Genomic DNA, 15771 nt, shown 5'->3' with positions numbered 1-15771 from the left:
TCGCCAGGCCCCTTGCCCGCTCGCTCGGCGACCCCGATTACCTACCCCGCTTCCGCCGCTGCTGCTGCTCCGGCGGCGGCGTGGGCGTAGCGGTCGGCGTCATCGCCGGCGTGGGGGTGGGAGTGGGTGTCGCCACCGGCGTCCAGACGAGATTAATGTCCTCAATCTGCCAGACCGTCATTCCCCGCGTAACGGCCAGCTCCATGACGGCCGTCGTCGTTGGATAAGTCAATTCCGCCCGGAAGTTGCCGACCGGCTCGAAGAATCCGGAGGTGAAGTGGACGTCGCCCTTCACCTCGATCGGTTGCTTCACCGGTCCCAGTGACTTCAGATTTTGCATCAAGCGATCCCGCCACGACTGCAAATATTTGACCTGCGCGGGAGGACTGAGATGCACATGAAGATATTTTTCATCGTAGTGCACGGCCACGCGATTGACGGCTTCGACGGCAAACGCCCGCGCGTTCTTTTCGCCGTCCTGACGGGACGAATAGAGGAACCAAAGAACGCCTCCCACCAGGGCAGCCACGATTACCCAGAGGGCGATCGCCCCCTCCGCCTTGATCCGCGTGTTCCGAGCAAGTTTCATTTAAAGACCGAACCCTTTTGCTTTAACGACCTGGCCGTCGTGGATCAACACCGTTTTCCTTTGCATCCCGGTGTAGGCCCCAAAGCGATTCCGGGAATTCAGCCTGAACTCCACCAGGTAGCCAAAAAGCGGATTCCCGCCCTTCTTTTCCGGCATGGTGCCGGGTTTGGGACCGCTGATCCATTCGATCTGCGCACTAGGGGCATCGATCAGCACGGTCTGGAGCCAGTTGTTGATGACCTCCTGGTAATTGGTGGGATACGGTCCGTGCAGCTTCGGATCAGCTCCGACGTCCAGGCTTCCAGTCTGCGCCGAAAGACCTCCGACCGCGCAGAACCCCAGCATAATCAGAAGCGCGACGGCTTTCATTCGCGCCGAGATTAGCGGCCGCGATGAAAATGTCTAGCGCGCTGTGCGGGGCCGCGGTGGACCCTGGAGCACCGCTCCCGTCAAAACGAGGACGTACGTCCCGCCGGCCCGCTAAAATCTTGACGGCTTTAAGCCGTCAAGATTCTCGCCGCGTGTGAAAGCCTGATATCCTCTTTGGCGAGTTGAGAAGTTCGATAATTCTCTGTCGCCGCTGCTGTGCGAAGTGTTCAGAGCAGCGTCGCTTTCCGGCTCAATCACGCGCCGGCAGCGAGCAACGCGCCGCAGCGGGCAACGCGCACCGGCGCCAATAACTTGTCCGCCCGCCGGCGCAATCTTGACGGCTTTAAGCCGTCAAGATTTTCCCTGCTCATTCGCAACCAAACGAAACTCCTCCCCTGGCAATCGGAGCCTCGGCAGGTCGACCTACGGGCGCTCGTCGAGGGGCACGACTTTCTTGCCGACGGGCTCACCCACGTATTCGCTCAGGGGCCGATAGAGGCGATTATCTTCGAGTTGCTCGAGGACCTGGGCGCACCACCCGGAACAGCGGGCAATCGCGAAAATCGGGGTGAACAAATCCGTCGGAATGCCGAGGGAATAATAGACAGTCGCTGAATAGAAATCGACGTTCGCGTTCAGGTTCTTCTTCTCCTTCATGATCTGGGCGATCCGTTCCGACATCCGGATCCATTTCGGTTCGCCCAGTTTTTCGCTCAGTTTCACCGCCATCGCGCGCAGATGGGGCGCGCGCGGATCGAGCGTCTTATAAACCCGGTGGCCAATGCCCATGATTTTCTTCTTTTCCGCGAGCTGTTTCTCGACGTAGGCGTCGACTTTGTCTTCGCTCCCGATTTCCTCGAGCATGTGGATTACGCCCTCATTCGCGCCGCCGTGGAGCGGGCCTTTCAACGTCCCGATTGCCGCCGTGATCGCCGAATAGAAATCCGAGAGGGTTGAGATCGTGACGCGGGCGCTGAAAGTCGAGGCGTTCATCCCGTGGTCGGCATGGAGAATGAACGCGACATCGAGCGTGTCGCTCGCTTCCTTCGATTGCGGCTCGCCGCACATTAAATAGAGGAAGTGTTCCGCTTCGGTCAGATCGTCGCGCACCGGCGGAAGCGATTTCCCCTGGCGCGCTCGATGAAAGTAAGCCGCGATCACGCCGATCTTCGCCGTGATCGAAGTTGCGCGGGTCCGGTTCACTTCCGGGGTGATGACTTTCCCGGCATCCGGATCGTAAAGCCCGAGCATCGAGATCGCCGTCCGCATCACGTCCATGGGATTAGCGTCTTTCGGGGCGGACTTCAGGAAATCGATGACCGGCCCCGGCAATTGCCGCTGGCTGCGCAGTTCGCGAATGAAAGTTTCCAGCTCTTTCCGGTTAGGAAGCTTGCGGTGCCAAAGCAGGTAAACGACTTCCTTGTAACTGACTTTGCCCACCAACTCGTTGATGTCGTAGCCGCAATAAATCAGCTGTCCCTTGTCGCCGAGCACGTCGCTCAGGGCGGTGGAATTCGCGATGACGCCTTCGAGTCCGCGTGAAACAGTCATCAGCTGTAATAACCGCTACGCGCCATTCGTAGCGGTCCCTTGAATTTCCAATTGCGTGATCAACGGGACGTCGATCAGTAAGTACGAAGGGGATGCCTCCTTTTCGGGAGAGGTCACCACGGCAGTTCGGCCATCGCCCATCAGGGCGATGAAGTCAGGGTGCGGCACGTGCACGGAGCGTCCATCCCCGGTGTGAATCGTAAAGGGCTGAAATGGGGCTGCATGCATCGCGTCGCGTAACTTGGTAATTTTCATAGGAGGGTAGATCAAAGCTACCCGCGGCTCTTCATCCGTGCAATCAAGGTGTCCGCCATCGTCGCTGGTGTTTCGGCTATGGCGATGCCCGCGGCCTTAAGCGCTTCGATTTTTCCAGCGGCCGTCCCCTTCCCACCCGAGACAATCGCACCCGCGTGACCCATCCGCCGGCCCGGAGGCGCCGTGGCCCCGGCGATGAACGCGGCGACTGGCTTCCGGTAATTTTCCTTGATCCATTCCGCGGCTTCTTCTTCCCCCGAGCCGCCTATTTCCCCGATGACGATTAACGCCTCCGTATCGGGATCTTCGGCGAAGAGCTGGACCGCGTCGCGATGCGACATCCCATTGATCGGATCACCCCCGATGCCGATACAGGTGGATTGCCCGTAGCCGCGCGAAGTAAGTTGCCAGACCGCTTCGTAGGTCAACGTCCCGGAGCGCGAAATTACGCCGACCTTTCCCGGCTTATGAATGTAGCCCGGCATGATCCCGATTTTGCAGGCGCCGGGAGTGATGATCCCCGGGCAATTTGGCCCGATCAGTCGGCTCTTCTTGCCAGCCATCTGGGCCTTCACCCGCATCATGTCCATCACTGGAATTCCTTCCGTGATGCAGATCACCAGCTCGATTCCTGCGTCGACCGCTTCCAGGATTCCATCCGCTGCTCCGGCCGCCGGGACGAAAATCACTGAAACATTGCAGCCCGTCTCCCGGCGCGCTTCCGAGACCGTGTCGAACACCGGCACCTTATCGTCGAATTTTTGCCCCCCTTTTCCCGGGGTCACCCCCGCGACCACGTTCGTGCCGTACTCCATGCATTGCCGCGCGTGGAAACCGCCAGCACTTCCGGTGATCCCCTGGACAACGAGTCGGGTGTTTTTATCGACGAGAACGGCCATGCGTCAGGTGCTCTTGCGTTTGTGCACTACCAGTTTGTTCCCATCGGGATCGCGGAACTGCGCCATGAAACAGACAGGCGTCTCCATTTTCTCCATGTCGAACGCGACCCCTCGCTCTTTCAGCTTCGCGATCGTTGCATCGATATCGTCCACTTCGAACGCGACCGTGGTCCCCTCGCGCGAAGGTTGCCAGGCCGGGTGACATCCTACCCCGATCGTTGTCGCACCAAGATCGTATTCAACCCAAGCGCCTTCCATTGCGCTGGTGGTCGGTTTCAGCTCCAGGGTTTCCTGGTAAAATTTCCGCGCCCGCTCGGCGTCGGTCACGGCGATGGCAACAAATGCGACTTCCTTGATCATGACGATTTTAGTTTGTGAATGATGATTTTGTTTCCATCGGGATCCTGAACAACGGCCATGCGGCAGACCGGGCTGTCGATTCCTTCCGCCGCGAACGTCACGTTAGCCGCCTTGAGATCCTTGATCGCGCCCTCGAAGTCCTCCACTTCAATCGCGACGCTGGTTCCGTCCGGCGACGGTTTCCATTGATCGCCCACGCTCCCTAGGGCGATGGTATCGTCCCCAAGTTCATACTCGACCCAGATGCCTTCTGCGAACTCCCCTGCGAGTTTCAGTCCAAGCGCGCCTTCGTAAAAAGCGCGCGCCCGTTTCATGTCCGTCACCGGAATGCCGGTGAACGCTATATTAGTAGCTTTCATGATTTGTTTCTGGCTTTCGCGGCTCCAACGGCTTTTTCCGCTGCGTCGGCGAGATCATCGGCCGTGATCAGCGCCAGTCCGCTTTCCTTCAGCAACTGTTTGCCTTTTTCAACGTTCGTTCCTTCAAGCCTCACGACTAGCGGAACGCTGAGTCCCACGGTCTTTGCTGCCGCGAGAATGCCCTGGGCGATCACGTCGCATTTCGCGATGCCGCCGAAAATGTTCACCAGGATCGCCTCGACCCGTTTGTCGCCGACGAGAATCTTGAACGCTTCAGTAACCTGCTCTTCCGTCGCGCTGCCGCCCACATCGAGAAAGTTGGCCGGGCTGCCACCGTAGACCTTGATGATGTCCATCGTCGCCATCGCGAGACCAGCGCCGTTCACGAGGCAGGCGATGTTGCCGTCCAAGCCGATGTAATTGAGATCGTGCTTCGACGCTTCCACCTCGCGCGGATCTTCTTCGCTGATGTCGCGCAAGGCCGCGACTTCCGGGTGCCGGTAAAGCGCGTTGTCGTCGAAGTTGAACTTCGCATCGAGCGCGACCACTTCGCCTTTGTCGGTCACCACCAGCGGATTCACTTCCACCATCGAGCAATCGAGCCCGATGAACGTGCGATACAAACCGTCGAACAATTGCGCAGCCGCCTTGATTTGTGACGACTCGAAGCCCAGCTGGCGCGCGAGCTTTCGCGCCTGGAAAGGCTGAAAACCAGCCAGCGGATTTACCGGCTCGCGAATGATTTTCTCGGGAGACTTCTCAGCCACGGCCTCGATCTCGACACCACCTTCAGTGCTCGCAACGATCAAAGGCGCAGCTGTCGCGCGATCGAGGAGAATCGCAAAATAGATCTCGCGCGCGATGTTAACCGACTTCGCGACCAGCACCGTGTTCACGACTTTGCCGCTCGGACCGGTCTGGTGGGTAACAAGCGTTTGCCCCAACATTTTCCAGGCAAGGTCGCGCGCTTCTTCGGCCGAGTTGCACAGGTGAACGCCACCTTTAAAGCCATTCGTGAAGGTTCCCTTCCCGCGGCCGCCGGCGTGAATCTGCGCCTTCACCACAAGCTCTCCGCCGCCCAGGTCTTTCGCGGCGCGCTCGGCTTCGGCCGGACTGCCAGCCGCTTTGCCGGGAGGCGTGGCCACCCCGAATTTTTGGAGAAGTTCCTTGGCTTGGTACTCGTGAATGTTCATTCGCGCGCTAGAGGACCACTAAGCCGTCGAACATCGCGCCCGGCAATCGTTTTCTGAACCCGAGATCGTTAGTTCCAGCCTCGCGCCAAAGGCGCTATCTCATTCTATAGCCTGGGGCAGCGCCCCAGGAAATATCGCCGTGCACCCCAGGGTAGCGCTGAAAGCGCGATGCATCTCGTGGTTGCAGCACGGCGTTGATTCGCGCCTTCAGCGCTCATTCGGAAGTGGATATCGAAACCCTGGGGGCGATGCCCCAGGCTAAGTTGAGTCGACGCCGTTGGCGCGCGCCGGGCAACCCGTTTTTAATTTGTCAGCCCGCCGCTGATTCAAGGCTTCGGCTTTTGCGGGTCCGGGGTTTCCGGTTTCACTTTAGACGTCCCCGCGTCACTCGGTGCGGCCGACTTCATCGGCGCCGGTGATTTTTCGGCTTCGCGCTGGAGGTGGCCGAGGTAAGTCGGCAGATCAAGCCCCGCGTTGCGCGCCAACTCATGCAGAGGTGGGAGCGCGCTGATTATCCCGGAAAGAAAATCGGCGGTGCCGGTCTTGCCGTCGGCGTTCCTGCCGCCGTCCCAAACCGTGACCTTGTCGATCTTCAAATTGGAAATGGCGTTGACCTGTTCCCGGACAATGTTCGGCAGTTGCTCGGTGATGAGCATGTTCTGGGCGCCGGCAGCGCCTCCGCAGGTGTCGATCAGATCGCGGAAACCAGCGGCTTTCTTGGTCAAAATGGACTCCGTGCCATCGGCTTCGGCCAGCAGACGTGCCTTCAGACCCTCCGCTTCCGCTTTCTTAACAAAGAGCAACCCGTCCGCTTCCGCCTGTTTCGTGGCGCGTTGACCATCGGCTTCGCCTTTACGAAGCCGGCGGGTTTGCTCGGCCTGTGCTTCGGCTTCCACGATAACGCGGTCGCGCGAGATTTCGGCGGGCACAACGATGTTCGCGTATTGGGTGGCCTTGTCGCGCTCGGCCCGCTGCGTTTCTGCCTTCTGCTCGGACGTGTACGCTTCCTGGAGAGCCCGCGCGTGCGCAACTTTCTCCGCGGCGCTCGCGATGCGTTCCGCTTCGGCTTCGTTGCTCCGCCGGGCCGCATTGGAATTGGCGATATCAACCAGGGCCAGGTTTTCACCCTTGGTTGCTTCCGCGTTCGCGGTCGCCACACGAATGCGCTGGTCGCGTTGTGCTTCGGAGGCGCCGATCTGTCCGTTCCGATCGGCTTCGGCGACTTTGACCCGCGCTTCGTTAATCGCTTTTGAGGCGGCTTCCTGCCCAAGGGCATCGATGTAACCTGATGCGTCGGTGACGTCCTGGATGTTAACGTTAATCAACCGCAACCCGACTTTCTTCAGCTCGACTTCGACGCCCTCCGCGATATTGGCGATGAGCTTGTCGCGATCGGAATTGATCTCCTCGATGTTCATCGTGGCGATGACCACCCGCATCTGACCGAAGATGATGTCTTTCGCGAGTTCCTTGAGCTCCTGCAGCTCGAGACCAAGCAAACGCTCGGCGGCGTTTTCCATCACCCCCGGCTCGGTCGCTACGCCTACCGTGAAAGTAGAGGGCGTGTTTACACGAATGTTCTGCTTCGAAAGCGCGCCCTGGAGATTGATCTCGATCGGCATCGGGGTGAGATCGAGGAACTGGTAATCCTGAATGATAGGCCAGATGAAGGCCGCCCCGCCATGCAGACAGTGGGCCGACCGTCCGCTGCTCACTTTTCCGTAAACGACGAGGATGCGATCCGAGGGACATTTTTTGTAGCGAGAGGCGAACGCGATCAGCGTGCCGAAAATGATGACGAACGCGGCACCGGCGAGAACAAGGATGTCCATATGCGAAGCAGGGTTGTTGGGATCAGGCATTGGGTGAATTCGTCAGGGGTTCGACCAGCAGAGTGCTTCCGCCAATCAAGCCGACCACTTTTACTTTGCTGTTTGGCCGAAGAGCGGAAGCGGCTTTGGTGTAGGCGCCCACCGTCATAAGGCGGCCTTGAATGTTTAGCTCAACCTGGCCTCCGCCCGCTTCCGCGCCGGGGATCGTGACGTAAACCGTTCCAACCGCTCCGATGGCGTTGTTGTAATCGATATTGCCTCCACTGCTTTGGAGCCGGAGCAGATTGCGAATGAGGAACGCGGTCGTTAAAAGAAAAACCGCGCCGGTGGCCGCGCCTACCGCAATCGCTGCCACCATCGAATAGCCGCGATTGAGCATGAAAACCCCACCCCATCCGAACCCGACGAAAAATGCGGTAACGGTTCGCACCGTGAGCAAACCCATTCCCGTATCGTGATCGCCGTGTCCGGAGAAATCCGCATCGTGGTGGCCGACGCCAACCAGGGTGAGAAGGATTTGAAGAAGCAGGACTGCCAGGGAGAAAAGGCCGATCGCGTAGAAAATTTGCTTCTCGATAAGAAGCGCGTTCCACCAATCGCTCATTTAAGGAAACACCTTTTCATGCTCGGGCTCGAACCGTGAAAGATTCACCGAAAGACTGCAAGCTTCTTTAGCGGCGCCCGCGGACACGACCGGTTTCAGCGCGCCGTAAGTATTATTGCCGGGTCGCTGGCGGCGCGGCCGATCCGGCCACAACCGCTTGCAATGCCCGGATAGCGTCGCCAAGTTCGCGACCATGCCGGGCACACCCGAAAATCTGGAACCGATCCTGGAGGCAGCGGTCAAATCCGGCGCCCTGCGTGATTCGGCGGCTGCCAACATTCGCGGCCTGCTCGCCGCCTCGAATTCTTCCCTTTATCTCGCCGCAGTTTCGGAACTCGCCCGGGCCAATCAGTGGGACGAACTAAACGATCGCTTCTTCCGAACGCTCGCCTTTGGAACTGGGGGCCTGCGCGGCCGGACCATCGGCAAGATCGTGACCAAGGCAGAACGGGGCAACGCGGAACAGAACGAGCCCCCGGAATTTCCCTGTGTCGGAACCAACGCGATGAATTTCTACAATGTCAGCCGCGCGACTCAGGGGCTCGTGGCTTACCTTCACGCGTGGCGTGCCCGAAAAAAAATCGCTGGCCGGCCCCTGCTCGTGATTGCGTGCGACACCCGGCATTACTCCCGCGCATTTTCAGAGCTGGCGGCGAAAACCGCGGCGGAGAATGGTTGCGATGCCGCGATCTTCGAGGGTCCGCGCTCGACCCCGGAGCTGTCGTTTGCGGTGAGGCATCTGAGCGCGAGCGCCGGCATCGTCATCACGGCCAGCCACAACCCGCCGCATGATAATGGCTTCAAGGCGTATTTCGATGACGGAGCGCAAGTGATCGAGCCACATGCCAACGCCATCATTGAAAAAGTCTCTTCGATCCCGGGGGAAACGTACACCCCCCGCCCGGCCCGCGAGCGCGGGAAAGTCAAAATCCTTGGTCGGGAAATCGACGCGGCCTACGGGAAACGGGTCGAGAGCCTCATCCTGAACAAGAAATTGATCGGCGCCGCGAAATCGTTACGGATCGTCTTCACCCCACTGCACGGCACGGGCGGAGTGATCATCAAGCCGATGCTCAAGCGCCTCGGTTTCAATTCGTCGGTTGTTAAAGAGCAGGACACGTTTGACGGAAATTTTCCGACCGTCGCGTCACCCAATCCGGAGAACGCGGCCGCGCTCCAGCTCGGCGTGGACCTGGCGGAAAAGAAGAAGGCGGACCTGGTGGTGGCCACGGATCCCGATTGCGATCGGGTGGGAGTCGCCGTGCGCGCGAAAGATGGGACGATGCAACTTCTTTCCGGCAACCAGATCGGATCGCTCCTGGCCTATTACCGGATCAAAACCCTGTTTGAGCTCGGCATTCTAAATAGGGAGAACGCGTCGCGCGCCGTGATTATCAAGACATTCGTGACTACAGACCTGCAAAAGGCGATCGCCCAGCATTACGGCTTGCGATGTGTCGAAACTCTGACCGGGTTCAAGTACATCGGCGCGAAACTCGGCAAGTACGAGCGCGAGTTGCTGGCGGCGCTTGGTAGGGACGTCGCGCTGCGGCGGTCAATAAAAGATTCCTTATCTGGGTCGGCGGACCGCGCAGCACACCTTCCCTACCGGGAGATGCCAGAGAAGGAAACCCGGCGCCTCCGGCTCGAGCTCGCTTCGTATTATGTCTTCGGCGGCGAGGAGAGCTACGGCTACAGCGGCGGGGATTTTGTCCGGGACAAGGATGGAAATGGCGCGGCGATCATGTTCTGTGAGGTCGCCGCCTACGCCAAATCGCGCGGGATCACGGTCGCAGGTTTGCTGGACGAGATCTTTTCGGAATTCGGCTACTTCAACGAATACACGGGCTCCCTCACCTTCGAAGGCGCAGACGGCGCCGAGACCATCCAGCGGCTCCTGGCGTCGTATGTGTCGAAGCCACCGTATGAAATGCTCGGCGCGAAACTTATCCAGGTAAAAAACTTCGAAACCGATACCTATCGCGACATCGAAGGGGATGAAATTCCGAAGGAAAAAATGCTCACCTACGAGTTTGGAGATCACACCCGGATCGCCGTGCGGGCATCCGGGACTGAGCCGAAGATCAAATATTATATCTTTGCCCAGCGCCGTCCGAAGGGTGCGAAATTCACCGCGGCGGAGCTGGCGGCCATGAAAACGGAAGTGGGCGAACACCTCAAACGGGTATGGGACTGGCTGCGGGAAGACGCTGCCGCGCGGACGGCGTCATAACACGCTCGACATCCTGCGCGAGAGAAGGAAAGGTTTTCAAAATGGCCCGTGACATTAGACTCGATGGCGGAGAGATCTCGATCCTGAAAAAAATCGGGCTCTCCGGTTCCCCGCTCCTCGGCAAACTGCTCATCGATCGTATCGAAGAGATGGAGACCGGCGAATTCCTCGACACGCTGATTGGATTGATCGATCTCGGCTACGTCCTTGCCAACAAGGTCAATATTCGTCTGATGGAAGACGTTGAGAAAGCATCCTTCCGGGTTAATCCCTCTTACTCGAAGGATCTGCAGGACGCGGTGAACCCGGCCCGGAAGCGCGAACGCGAACGGCAGGAGCGCCAGCGCCGACGTTAAAATCGAGTGGCGCGCTTCGGTAAACTCCTGCGGGTTTGCTGGCCCTGGATCGCTGCGATCGTCAGCGGGCTCCTTTATGCCGGCTGTTTCGCGCCTTTCAATTACGACTGGCTTTGCTGGATCGCGCTCACCCCGCTCCTCGCCGCGGTCTGGTTTTCCGGGGCGGACTTGAAACGCCGCTGGGCTCGCGATCTTCTCCTTGGCTTCGTCGCCGGGGTTTCTTTTTTTTGGACCGTTTTTTCCTGGCTGCAGACTGTGACTGTTCCCGGCTGGCTGATGGTCGGCGCTTACATGTCGCTTTACGTGGCGCTTTGGAGCTGGCTCTGCGGCTTGCTCCGGCCGCGATTGCGAAAGGCTCGGCCCCCGAAAGCGCCCGAAGGCGTGGACGCGGTCACCCGCCGGCTCAACGAAAAATACGCGGCCGAACACGGCTTGAAGACTTTCGGGCCAGAAGAACCGATCGCGCCCCTGGATTCTCCCGCCCGGCGCTCTCCGTGGCTTAGCTCTTTCAACAATCTCCGGCTCGCCCTTTTTCTCGCCGCGGCCTGGGTCGCGCAGGAATGGCTCCGCGGCGTGATCTTCTCCGGCTGGGGTTGGAACACGCTCGGCCACGCTTTGCACGCGCAGCTTGTCCTGATTCAAGTGGCCGAATTCACCGGAGTGGCCGGGCTATCCTTCCTGGTCGCGTTCACGAACGTGATCCTGCTCGCAACGGTCCGGCGCTTCATTTTGGAGACGCAGGTCAAACCGATGCGGCCGCATTTCGATCTCACCCTGACCATGGCGGGCCTGGTCGGCGTCATGGGGTTCGGCCTTCACGCCCTCAATATCCGGCCCGAAACCAGGGCGCTGAGCGTCGCTCTCGTCCAGCCCAACGTTCCCCGCGACGAAAAATTCACGGTCGAATTTGAAAATAAAATCTTCGATGGATTCCGCCGGCTCAGCCTGCCGGTGCTCGAAGCCGGGACGCGCCCCGATCTCCTGGTCTGGCCGGAAAGCTCAATGCCGGACGCGGTCCTGTTCGAAAATACCAGCAACCGGTTCGTGATGGATTTCGCCGCTGCCGCGAAGACCGATCTCATGCTGGGCACGCTCGATTACGATCCCCCGCTCGCCTACAACGCCGCGCTGCTGGTTTCCGACGGCGGCGCGAAACGACAGGTCTATCGCAAGGTCCACCTCGTGCCGTTTGGCGAATATGTTCCGGGTCGAAACACGATTCCGTTGCTCGCCCGCGTGGTCGGCGACCAGGTTCCCTACGATTTCGCTTTCGGAAAGGAATACACCGTTTTCCACCTGAGCGGCGACAAGGCGAAAATCGCGCCGCTCATTTGTTTTGAAGACACGATCGGCGATCTGACCCGGCAGTTTGTCCTCGGCGGCGCGAACCTCCTCGTCAACGTCACGAACGACGGCTGGTTTCTTCGTTCCGCCGGCTCACGCCAGCATTTGGCAAACGCGGTCTTTCGTTGCGTGGAAACGCGCCTGCCGATGGTCCGCGCCGCGAACACCGGGGTCACCTGTTTCGTGAACGAGTTCGGGAGCGTTACCCAAATGCTTACGGACGAATCCGGCAGCCAGTTCACTGAAGGCACGCTCGCCGGCCAGGTAGCTATTCCGGTAAACGCTTCGCCAACCTTCTACGTCCGCTACGGCGAGTGGTTCGACCATGTCTGTTTGGGCATAACCGCGTTAGCGGTCGCATTTCTCATAGTGCGGCGCTTCACGCGGAGAGTGTCCGTTGGAGACGGCCAGCCATCAGGCCGTTGAGAGGAACCGTGACCTTGGCCTCCCGCCTCCGGCACGATGGCGTGCCGGCTCCAGTGCTTCGCGCCTCCGGCGCGAGGGAATCTTGACGGCTTTAAGCCGTCAAGATTGGGAGCGTCAAAAGCGGCGAAAGTTGTAGCGCCGCGTCTCTCGTTCGGTATTCGTCTTGCCAACCCAGATGGCCATGAACGGAGAGTTTGCGATTTATGTGCGCGGCTTGCGGAAAGCCTATGGAACGTTCGAGGCGGTCAAGGGAATCGACTTTGAAGTGCGCCCTGGCGAAGTTTTCGGATTGCTGGGGCCAAATGGCGCCGGCAAAACCAGCACCGTCGAAATCCTAGAGGGATTGCGGCCTCGCTCCGGCGGCGAAGTACGAGTGCTTGATCTCGATCCGGATCGCCAAAAAAAACAGCTCAAGGATCGAATCGGAGCCTGTCTCCAGGCAACCAATCTCCCCGACAAGATCACCGTGCTGGAAGCGTTGGATTTCTTTGGATCGCTTTATTCCCGGAAGTCGGACACCGGCGCCCTCCTCAAACGCCTCCAACTGGAGGACAAGAAAGATGCCGGATACGCGACGCTTTCAGGTGGCCAGAAACAGCGGCTGGCCCTTGCCCTGGCCCTGATTAACGACCCCCAAATGCTCTTTTTGGACGAGCCGACGACGGGGCTCGATCCGCAGGTGCGCCTGGAGATTCGCGATTTGATCGAAGAATTGCGCGCCGATAAACGCACGATCCTGATGACCACGCATTACATCGAAGAAGCGGAAAGGCTTTGCGATCGGGTTGCGATCATCGACGCCGGCCAGATCATCGCGATCGGCTCTCCGCGGGAGTTACAGGAGAAAAGCGTCAATCAATCGGCGATCGAAGTTCGTGTGAACCAACCGCTGAAGGATTCCGCGTTGCCGCAGTGGCCGGAAGCAATTCGGACCGTCGTGAGCGAGGATCTCCAGGGGATTACCGTCTATTCAAAGCGTCCTGCCCGGACCCTCGTGGAGATGGTCAAATGGATTGACACCCAGGGCCTTGAACTCGATGACGTGCGCCTAAACCGCCCCACGCTTGAGGATGTTTTCATCGAGCTGACCGGGAAGAAATTGAGGGATTGAGGCCATGCATTTTCTGAATTCATGAAAGCCTTTCTCGCCTTTCTTAAGATCGATCTGAAGCTCGCGCGGCGAAATCGCGCCGTTCTTTTCTTCAATTATCTTTTCCCGCTCATCTTCTTTTTCGCTTTCGGCTTCGCCTTCGGCCGATTTGGCAGCGGCATCCTCCTCGTTGTGACAATGGTCACGACGATCGGAATCCTAGGGACCGGATTTTTCGGCGCCGGCATGCGCGCCGTCCAGGAACGGGAAGAAAATATTCTGCGGCGCTACAAAGTGACCCCCATCACGCCGGTGCCGCTCCTCTGCGCGTCGGTCGCCATGGGCGTGATCCTCTACATCCCCACGGTGGGCCTGATGTTGTTCCTGGCGCACAACATCTTCGGCATGGCTTACCCGGGGAACTGGGGTTCGCTGCTTCTCTTTGTCTGTCTCGGAGTGGCCGCCTTCCGAGCCTTTGGTTTGATCATCGCGGCAGTGGTCAATACTTCGCAGGAAGGCAACATCCTGATCCAGATCATTTACATGCCGATGCTCTTCCTGAGCGGCGCGAGCTTCCCTCTCGCGTTCATGCCGGACTGGTTGAAACTCGTGACCCAGTTCATCCCCGCCACCTACCTGGTGACCGGCATGTCCGGAATTCTGCAACGCGGCGAATCGATCATGCAGAACCTGCCGTCGGTTTTCGCCCTGATTGTTACCATGCTGGTCGCCCTTTTCATCGCGACCAAACTTTTCCGCTGGGAAAAGGAGGAAAAGCTCCGGCCATCCGCTAAACTCTGGGTCCTGGCCGTTCTGCTCCCTTTCTTTCTTCTCGGCAGTTATCAGGTCTGGAGCCGGCAGGAATTGACCAAGGCGCGGATTCTCGATCGGGAGCGGGCCCGCGGTCATACCTGGCTGATTCGCAACGCCCGAATTTTTGTCGGCAATGGAAAAGTGATCGAATCCGGCGCGATTTTGATCCGCCACGGGAAGATCGAAGAAATCTACGAAGGAAATATTCCGGACCCGAAATCACTCAATGCCGACGCGATCGAAGCGGCCGGCAAGACGATCCTGCCGGGTTTGATTGACGTGCATGTCCATCTCGGCGCGAGTGGCGGCTTCCCCGAGGACATGACGAAGATGGATCCGGCGAAGACCTCCGAGCGCGCCCTCGAGGCTTATCTCTATTGCGGCACGACGGCAGTCCGAAGCGCAGGCGATCGTCTCGATAGCATGTTGAAATTGCGCGGTCGCTTTGGGACCGGCGAAAAACTCGGGACCGAATTGCTATTTTGCGGGCCGCTCTTTACCGCGGAAGGCGGGCACGGAACGGAATACGCCAGGTTCATGCCGGAAGCGATGCGGGCCGAGTTCAACGCTCAATTTGTCCGGACGCCGAAGAACGCTGAAGAAGCGCGCAAGCAAGTGAATGATCTGGCCGGGCAGCACGTCGATGCGATCAAAGGCGTCCTGGAAGCGGGCGTCCCCGGATATTCATTCAACCGGATGGATGTCGAAGTTCTCCGGTCGGTCGTTGAGGAAGCGCACGCGAAGCAGCTCCCGGTCGCCATCCACACCGGCAACGCCAGGGATGTCGGAGATGCGGTCCTGCTGGGCGCGGACTCGATCGAGCACGGCTCGTTCATTGACGAAATCCCCGATGCTACGATCGCGGAAATGAAGGCGAAGAATATCGCCTACGACCCAACCTTAAGCGTGGTGGAAGGATTCTCGAACTTCTCCAAGGGCGACACCACGCTGCTCCAGCGTTCCCTCGTCCAGCAGGTGACCCAGAAGGATTTGCTTAACGGCACGGCAAAGGCGGCCACCAGCGATCAATTCAAAGGACTGCGCGAAGGTTTGCAGCATTACCCCATGTCGATGGAAATTGGCGGCCGAAACCTGCTGAAAGCCTGGCAGGCCGGCGTGCTTTTGGTGACTGGGTCCGACGCCGGAAATTTCCTGGTCATGCACGGGCCGACAGTCCAACACGAGATCGAGCTTTGGGTGGCGGCCGGGATTCCGGTCGAGGTGGCTCTTCAGGCCGCCACGAGCAACGCGGCCAAGCTGCTCCGGACCGATTCCCGGATCGGCACAGTCGAAAAGGGCAAGGAAGCTACGCTTCTCATGGTCGATGGCGACCCGCTTCGGGATGTTCGCGTGCTTTCGTCGATCTCAGCGGTGTTCCTGAAAGGCGAGCGGGTCAACCGCGCCGAACTCTTCGAGCAACGCTGACAGCGCTGTAGCCGCGGCGCTCGGTCGCCGTGCCGTTCCGATTCGCGAGTTAGCTCAAACGCGTTGAAGGCTG

The 15771-nt window shown here is 59.2% G+C and carries 15 protein-coding genes; 5 read left to right on the top strand and 10 right to left on the bottom strand.

Annotation, left to right across the window (positions count from 1 at the left end; genetic code table 11):
* Nucleotides 1-37: 37 nt before the first annotated feature.
* The 10 genes from VJU77_10270 to VJU77_10225 form a co-directional block, all read right to left on the bottom strand.
* On the bottom strand, nt 38-589 hold the full coding sequence (locus VJU77_10270) for a hypothetical protein (GenBank protein ID HKP03727.1): 552 nt from the start codon (nt 587-589) through the stop codon (nt 38-40).
* On the bottom strand, nt 590-958 hold the full coding sequence (locus VJU77_10265; protein ID HKP03726.1) for a hypothetical protein: 369 nt from the start codon (nt 956-958) through the stop codon (nt 590-592).
* Between the two features lie 423 nt (nt 959-1381).
* Nucleotides 1382-2509 carry a citrate synthase gene (locus tag VJU77_10260; GenBank protein HKP03725.1) on the bottom strand — a complete coding sequence of 376 codons (1128 nt, stop codon included), beginning with the start codon at nt 2507-2509 and terminating at the stop codon, nt 1382-1384.
* Between the two features lie 15 nt (nt 2510-2524).
* On the bottom strand, nt 2525-2764 hold the full coding sequence (locus tag VJU77_10255; protein ID HKP03724.1) for a hypothetical protein: 240 nt from the start codon (nt 2762-2764) through the stop codon (nt 2525-2527).
* A 17-nt stretch (nt 2765-2781) separates the two neighbouring features.
* Nucleotides 2782-3663: a succinate--CoA ligase subunit alpha gene (sucD, locus tag VJU77_10250; protein ID HKP03723.1), complete on the bottom strand. Its 882-nt coding sequence runs from the start codon at nt 3661-3663 to the stop codon at nt 2782-2784.
* 3 nt (nt 3664-3666) lie between these two features.
* Nucleotides 3667-4023 carry a VOC family protein gene (locus VJU77_10245; protein ID HKP03722.1) on the bottom strand — a complete coding sequence of 119 codons (357 nt, stop codon included), beginning with the start codon at nt 4021-4023 and terminating at the stop codon, nt 3667-3669.
* Complete coding sequence (locus tag VJU77_10240) at nt 4020-4382, bottom strand: VOC family protein (protein ID HKP03721.1); 363 nt, start codon at nt 4380-4382, stop codon at nt 4020-4022. Before VJU77_10240 ends, VJU77_10245 begins: the two co-directional genes overlap by 4 nt.
* A complete protein-coding gene (gene sucC, locus VJU77_10235) occupies nt 4379-5575 on the bottom strand; it encodes an ADP-forming succinate--CoA ligase subunit beta (protein HKP03720.1) in 1197 nt (398 codons plus the stop codon). The genes VJU77_10240 and sucC overlap by 4 nt, the downstream gene beginning before the upstream one ends.
* A gap of 326 nt (nt 5576-5901) precedes the next feature.
* On the bottom strand, nt 5902-7437 hold the full coding sequence (locus tag VJU77_10230) for an SPFH domain-containing protein (protein HKP03719.1): 1536 nt from the start codon (nt 7435-7437) through the stop codon (nt 5902-5904).
* On the bottom strand, nt 7430-8011 hold the full coding sequence (locus VJU77_10225) for an NfeD family protein (protein HKP03718.1): 582 nt from the start codon (nt 8009-8011) through the stop codon (nt 7430-7432). Before VJU77_10225 ends, VJU77_10230 begins: the two co-directional genes overlap by 8 nt.
* A 193-nt stretch (nt 8012-8204) precedes the next feature.
* Between VJU77_10225 and VJU77_10220 the strand changes: the two genes are divergently transcribed.
* From VJU77_10220 to VJU77_10200, 5 genes are all read left to right on the top strand, one after another.
* Complete coding sequence (locus VJU77_10220) at nt 8205-10244, top strand: phospho-sugar mutase (protein HKP03717.1); 2040 nt, start codon at nt 8205-8207, stop codon at nt 10242-10244.
* 41 nt (nt 10245-10285) lie between these two features.
* On the top strand, nt 10286-10600 hold the full coding sequence (locus tag VJU77_10215) for a hypothetical protein (GenBank protein HKP03716.1): 315 nt from the start codon (nt 10286-10288) through the stop codon (nt 10598-10600).
* 6 nt (nt 10601-10606) lie between these two features.
* On the top strand, nt 10607-12370 hold the full coding sequence (gene lnt, locus VJU77_10210; protein HKP03715.1) for an apolipoprotein N-acyltransferase: 1764 nt from the start codon (nt 10607-10609) through the stop codon (nt 12368-12370).
* Nucleotides 12371-12551: 181 nt separating this feature from the next.
* Nucleotides 12552-13481, top strand: a complete 930-nt coding sequence (locus VJU77_10205; GenBank protein HKP03714.1) for an ABC transporter ATP-binding protein — start codon at nt 12552-12554, stop codon at nt 13479-13481.
* Between the two features lie 21 nt (nt 13482-13502).
* Nucleotides 13503-15698, top strand: a complete 2196-nt coding sequence (locus VJU77_10200) for an amidohydrolase family protein (protein HKP03713.1) — start codon at nt 13503-13505, stop codon at nt 15696-15698.
* Nucleotides 15699-15771 lie beyond the last annotated feature (73 nt).

Source organism: Chthoniobacterales bacterium (assembly GCA_035274845.1).
GTDB lineage: Bacteria > Verrucomicrobiota > Verrucomicrobiia > Chthoniobacterales > UBA10450 > AV80.
The sequence above is the reverse complement of the archived record's forward strand: the minus strand, read 5'-3'. Positions and strand labels throughout refer to the sequence as shown.

What these genes read in the sequence shown, in the direction of transcription:
- VJU77_10260 (HKP03725.1), bottom strand. Translation starts at nt 2,509, where the DNA reads ATGACTGTTTCACGCGGACTCGAAGGCGTCATCGCGAATTCCACCGCC.
- VJU77_10240 (HKP03721.1), bottom strand. Translation starts at nt 4,382, where the DNA reads ATGAAAGCTACTAATATAGCGTTCACCGGCATTCCGGTGACGGACATG.
- VJU77_10200 (HKP03713.1), top strand. Translation starts at nt 13,503, where the DNA reads ATGAAAGCCTTTCTCGCCTTTCTTAAGATCGATCTGAAGCTCGCGCGG.
- VJU77_10230 (HKP03719.1), bottom strand. Translation starts at nt 7,437, where the DNA reads ATGCCTGATCCCAACAACCCTGCTTCGCATATGGACATCCTTGTTCTC.
- sucC (HKP03720.1), bottom strand. Translation starts at nt 5,575, where the DNA reads ATGAACATTCACGAGTACCAAGCCAAGGAACTTCTCCAAAAATTCGGG.
- VJU77_10225 (HKP03718.1), bottom strand. Translation starts at nt 8,011, where the DNA reads ATGAGCGATTGGTGGAACGCGCTTCTTATCGAGAAGCAAATTTTCTAC.
- VJU77_10270 (HKP03727.1), bottom strand. Translation starts at nt 589, where the DNA reads ATGAAACTTGCTCGGAACACGCGGATCAAGGCGGAGGGGGCGATCGCC.
- VJU77_10215 (HKP03716.1), top strand. Translation starts at nt 10,286, where the DNA reads ATGGCCCGTGACATTAGACTCGATGGCGGAGAGATCTCGATCCTGAAA.
- VJU77_10220 (HKP03717.1), top strand. Translation starts at nt 8,205, where the DNA reads ATGCCGGGCACACCCGAAAATCTGGAACCGATCCTGGAGGCAGCGGTC.
- VJU77_10205 (HKP03714.1), top strand. Translation starts at nt 12,552, where the DNA reads ATGAACGGAGAGTTTGCGATTTATGTGCGCGGCTTGCGGAAAGCCTAT.
- VJU77_10265 (HKP03726.1), bottom strand. Translation starts at nt 958, where the DNA reads ATGAAAGCCGTCGCGCTTCTGATTATGCTGGGGTTCTGCGCGGTCGGA.
- VJU77_10245 (HKP03722.1), bottom strand. Translation starts at nt 4,023, where the DNA reads ATGATCAAGGAAGTCGCATTTGTTGCCATCGCCGTGACCGACGCCGAG.
- VJU77_10255 (HKP03724.1), bottom strand. Translation starts at nt 2,764, where the DNA reads ATGAAAATTACCAAGTTACGCGACGCGATGCATGCAGCCCCATTTCAG.
- sucD (HKP03723.1), bottom strand. Translation starts at nt 3,663, where the DNA reads ATGGCCGTTCTCGTCGATAAAAACACCCGACTCGTTGTCCAGGGGATC.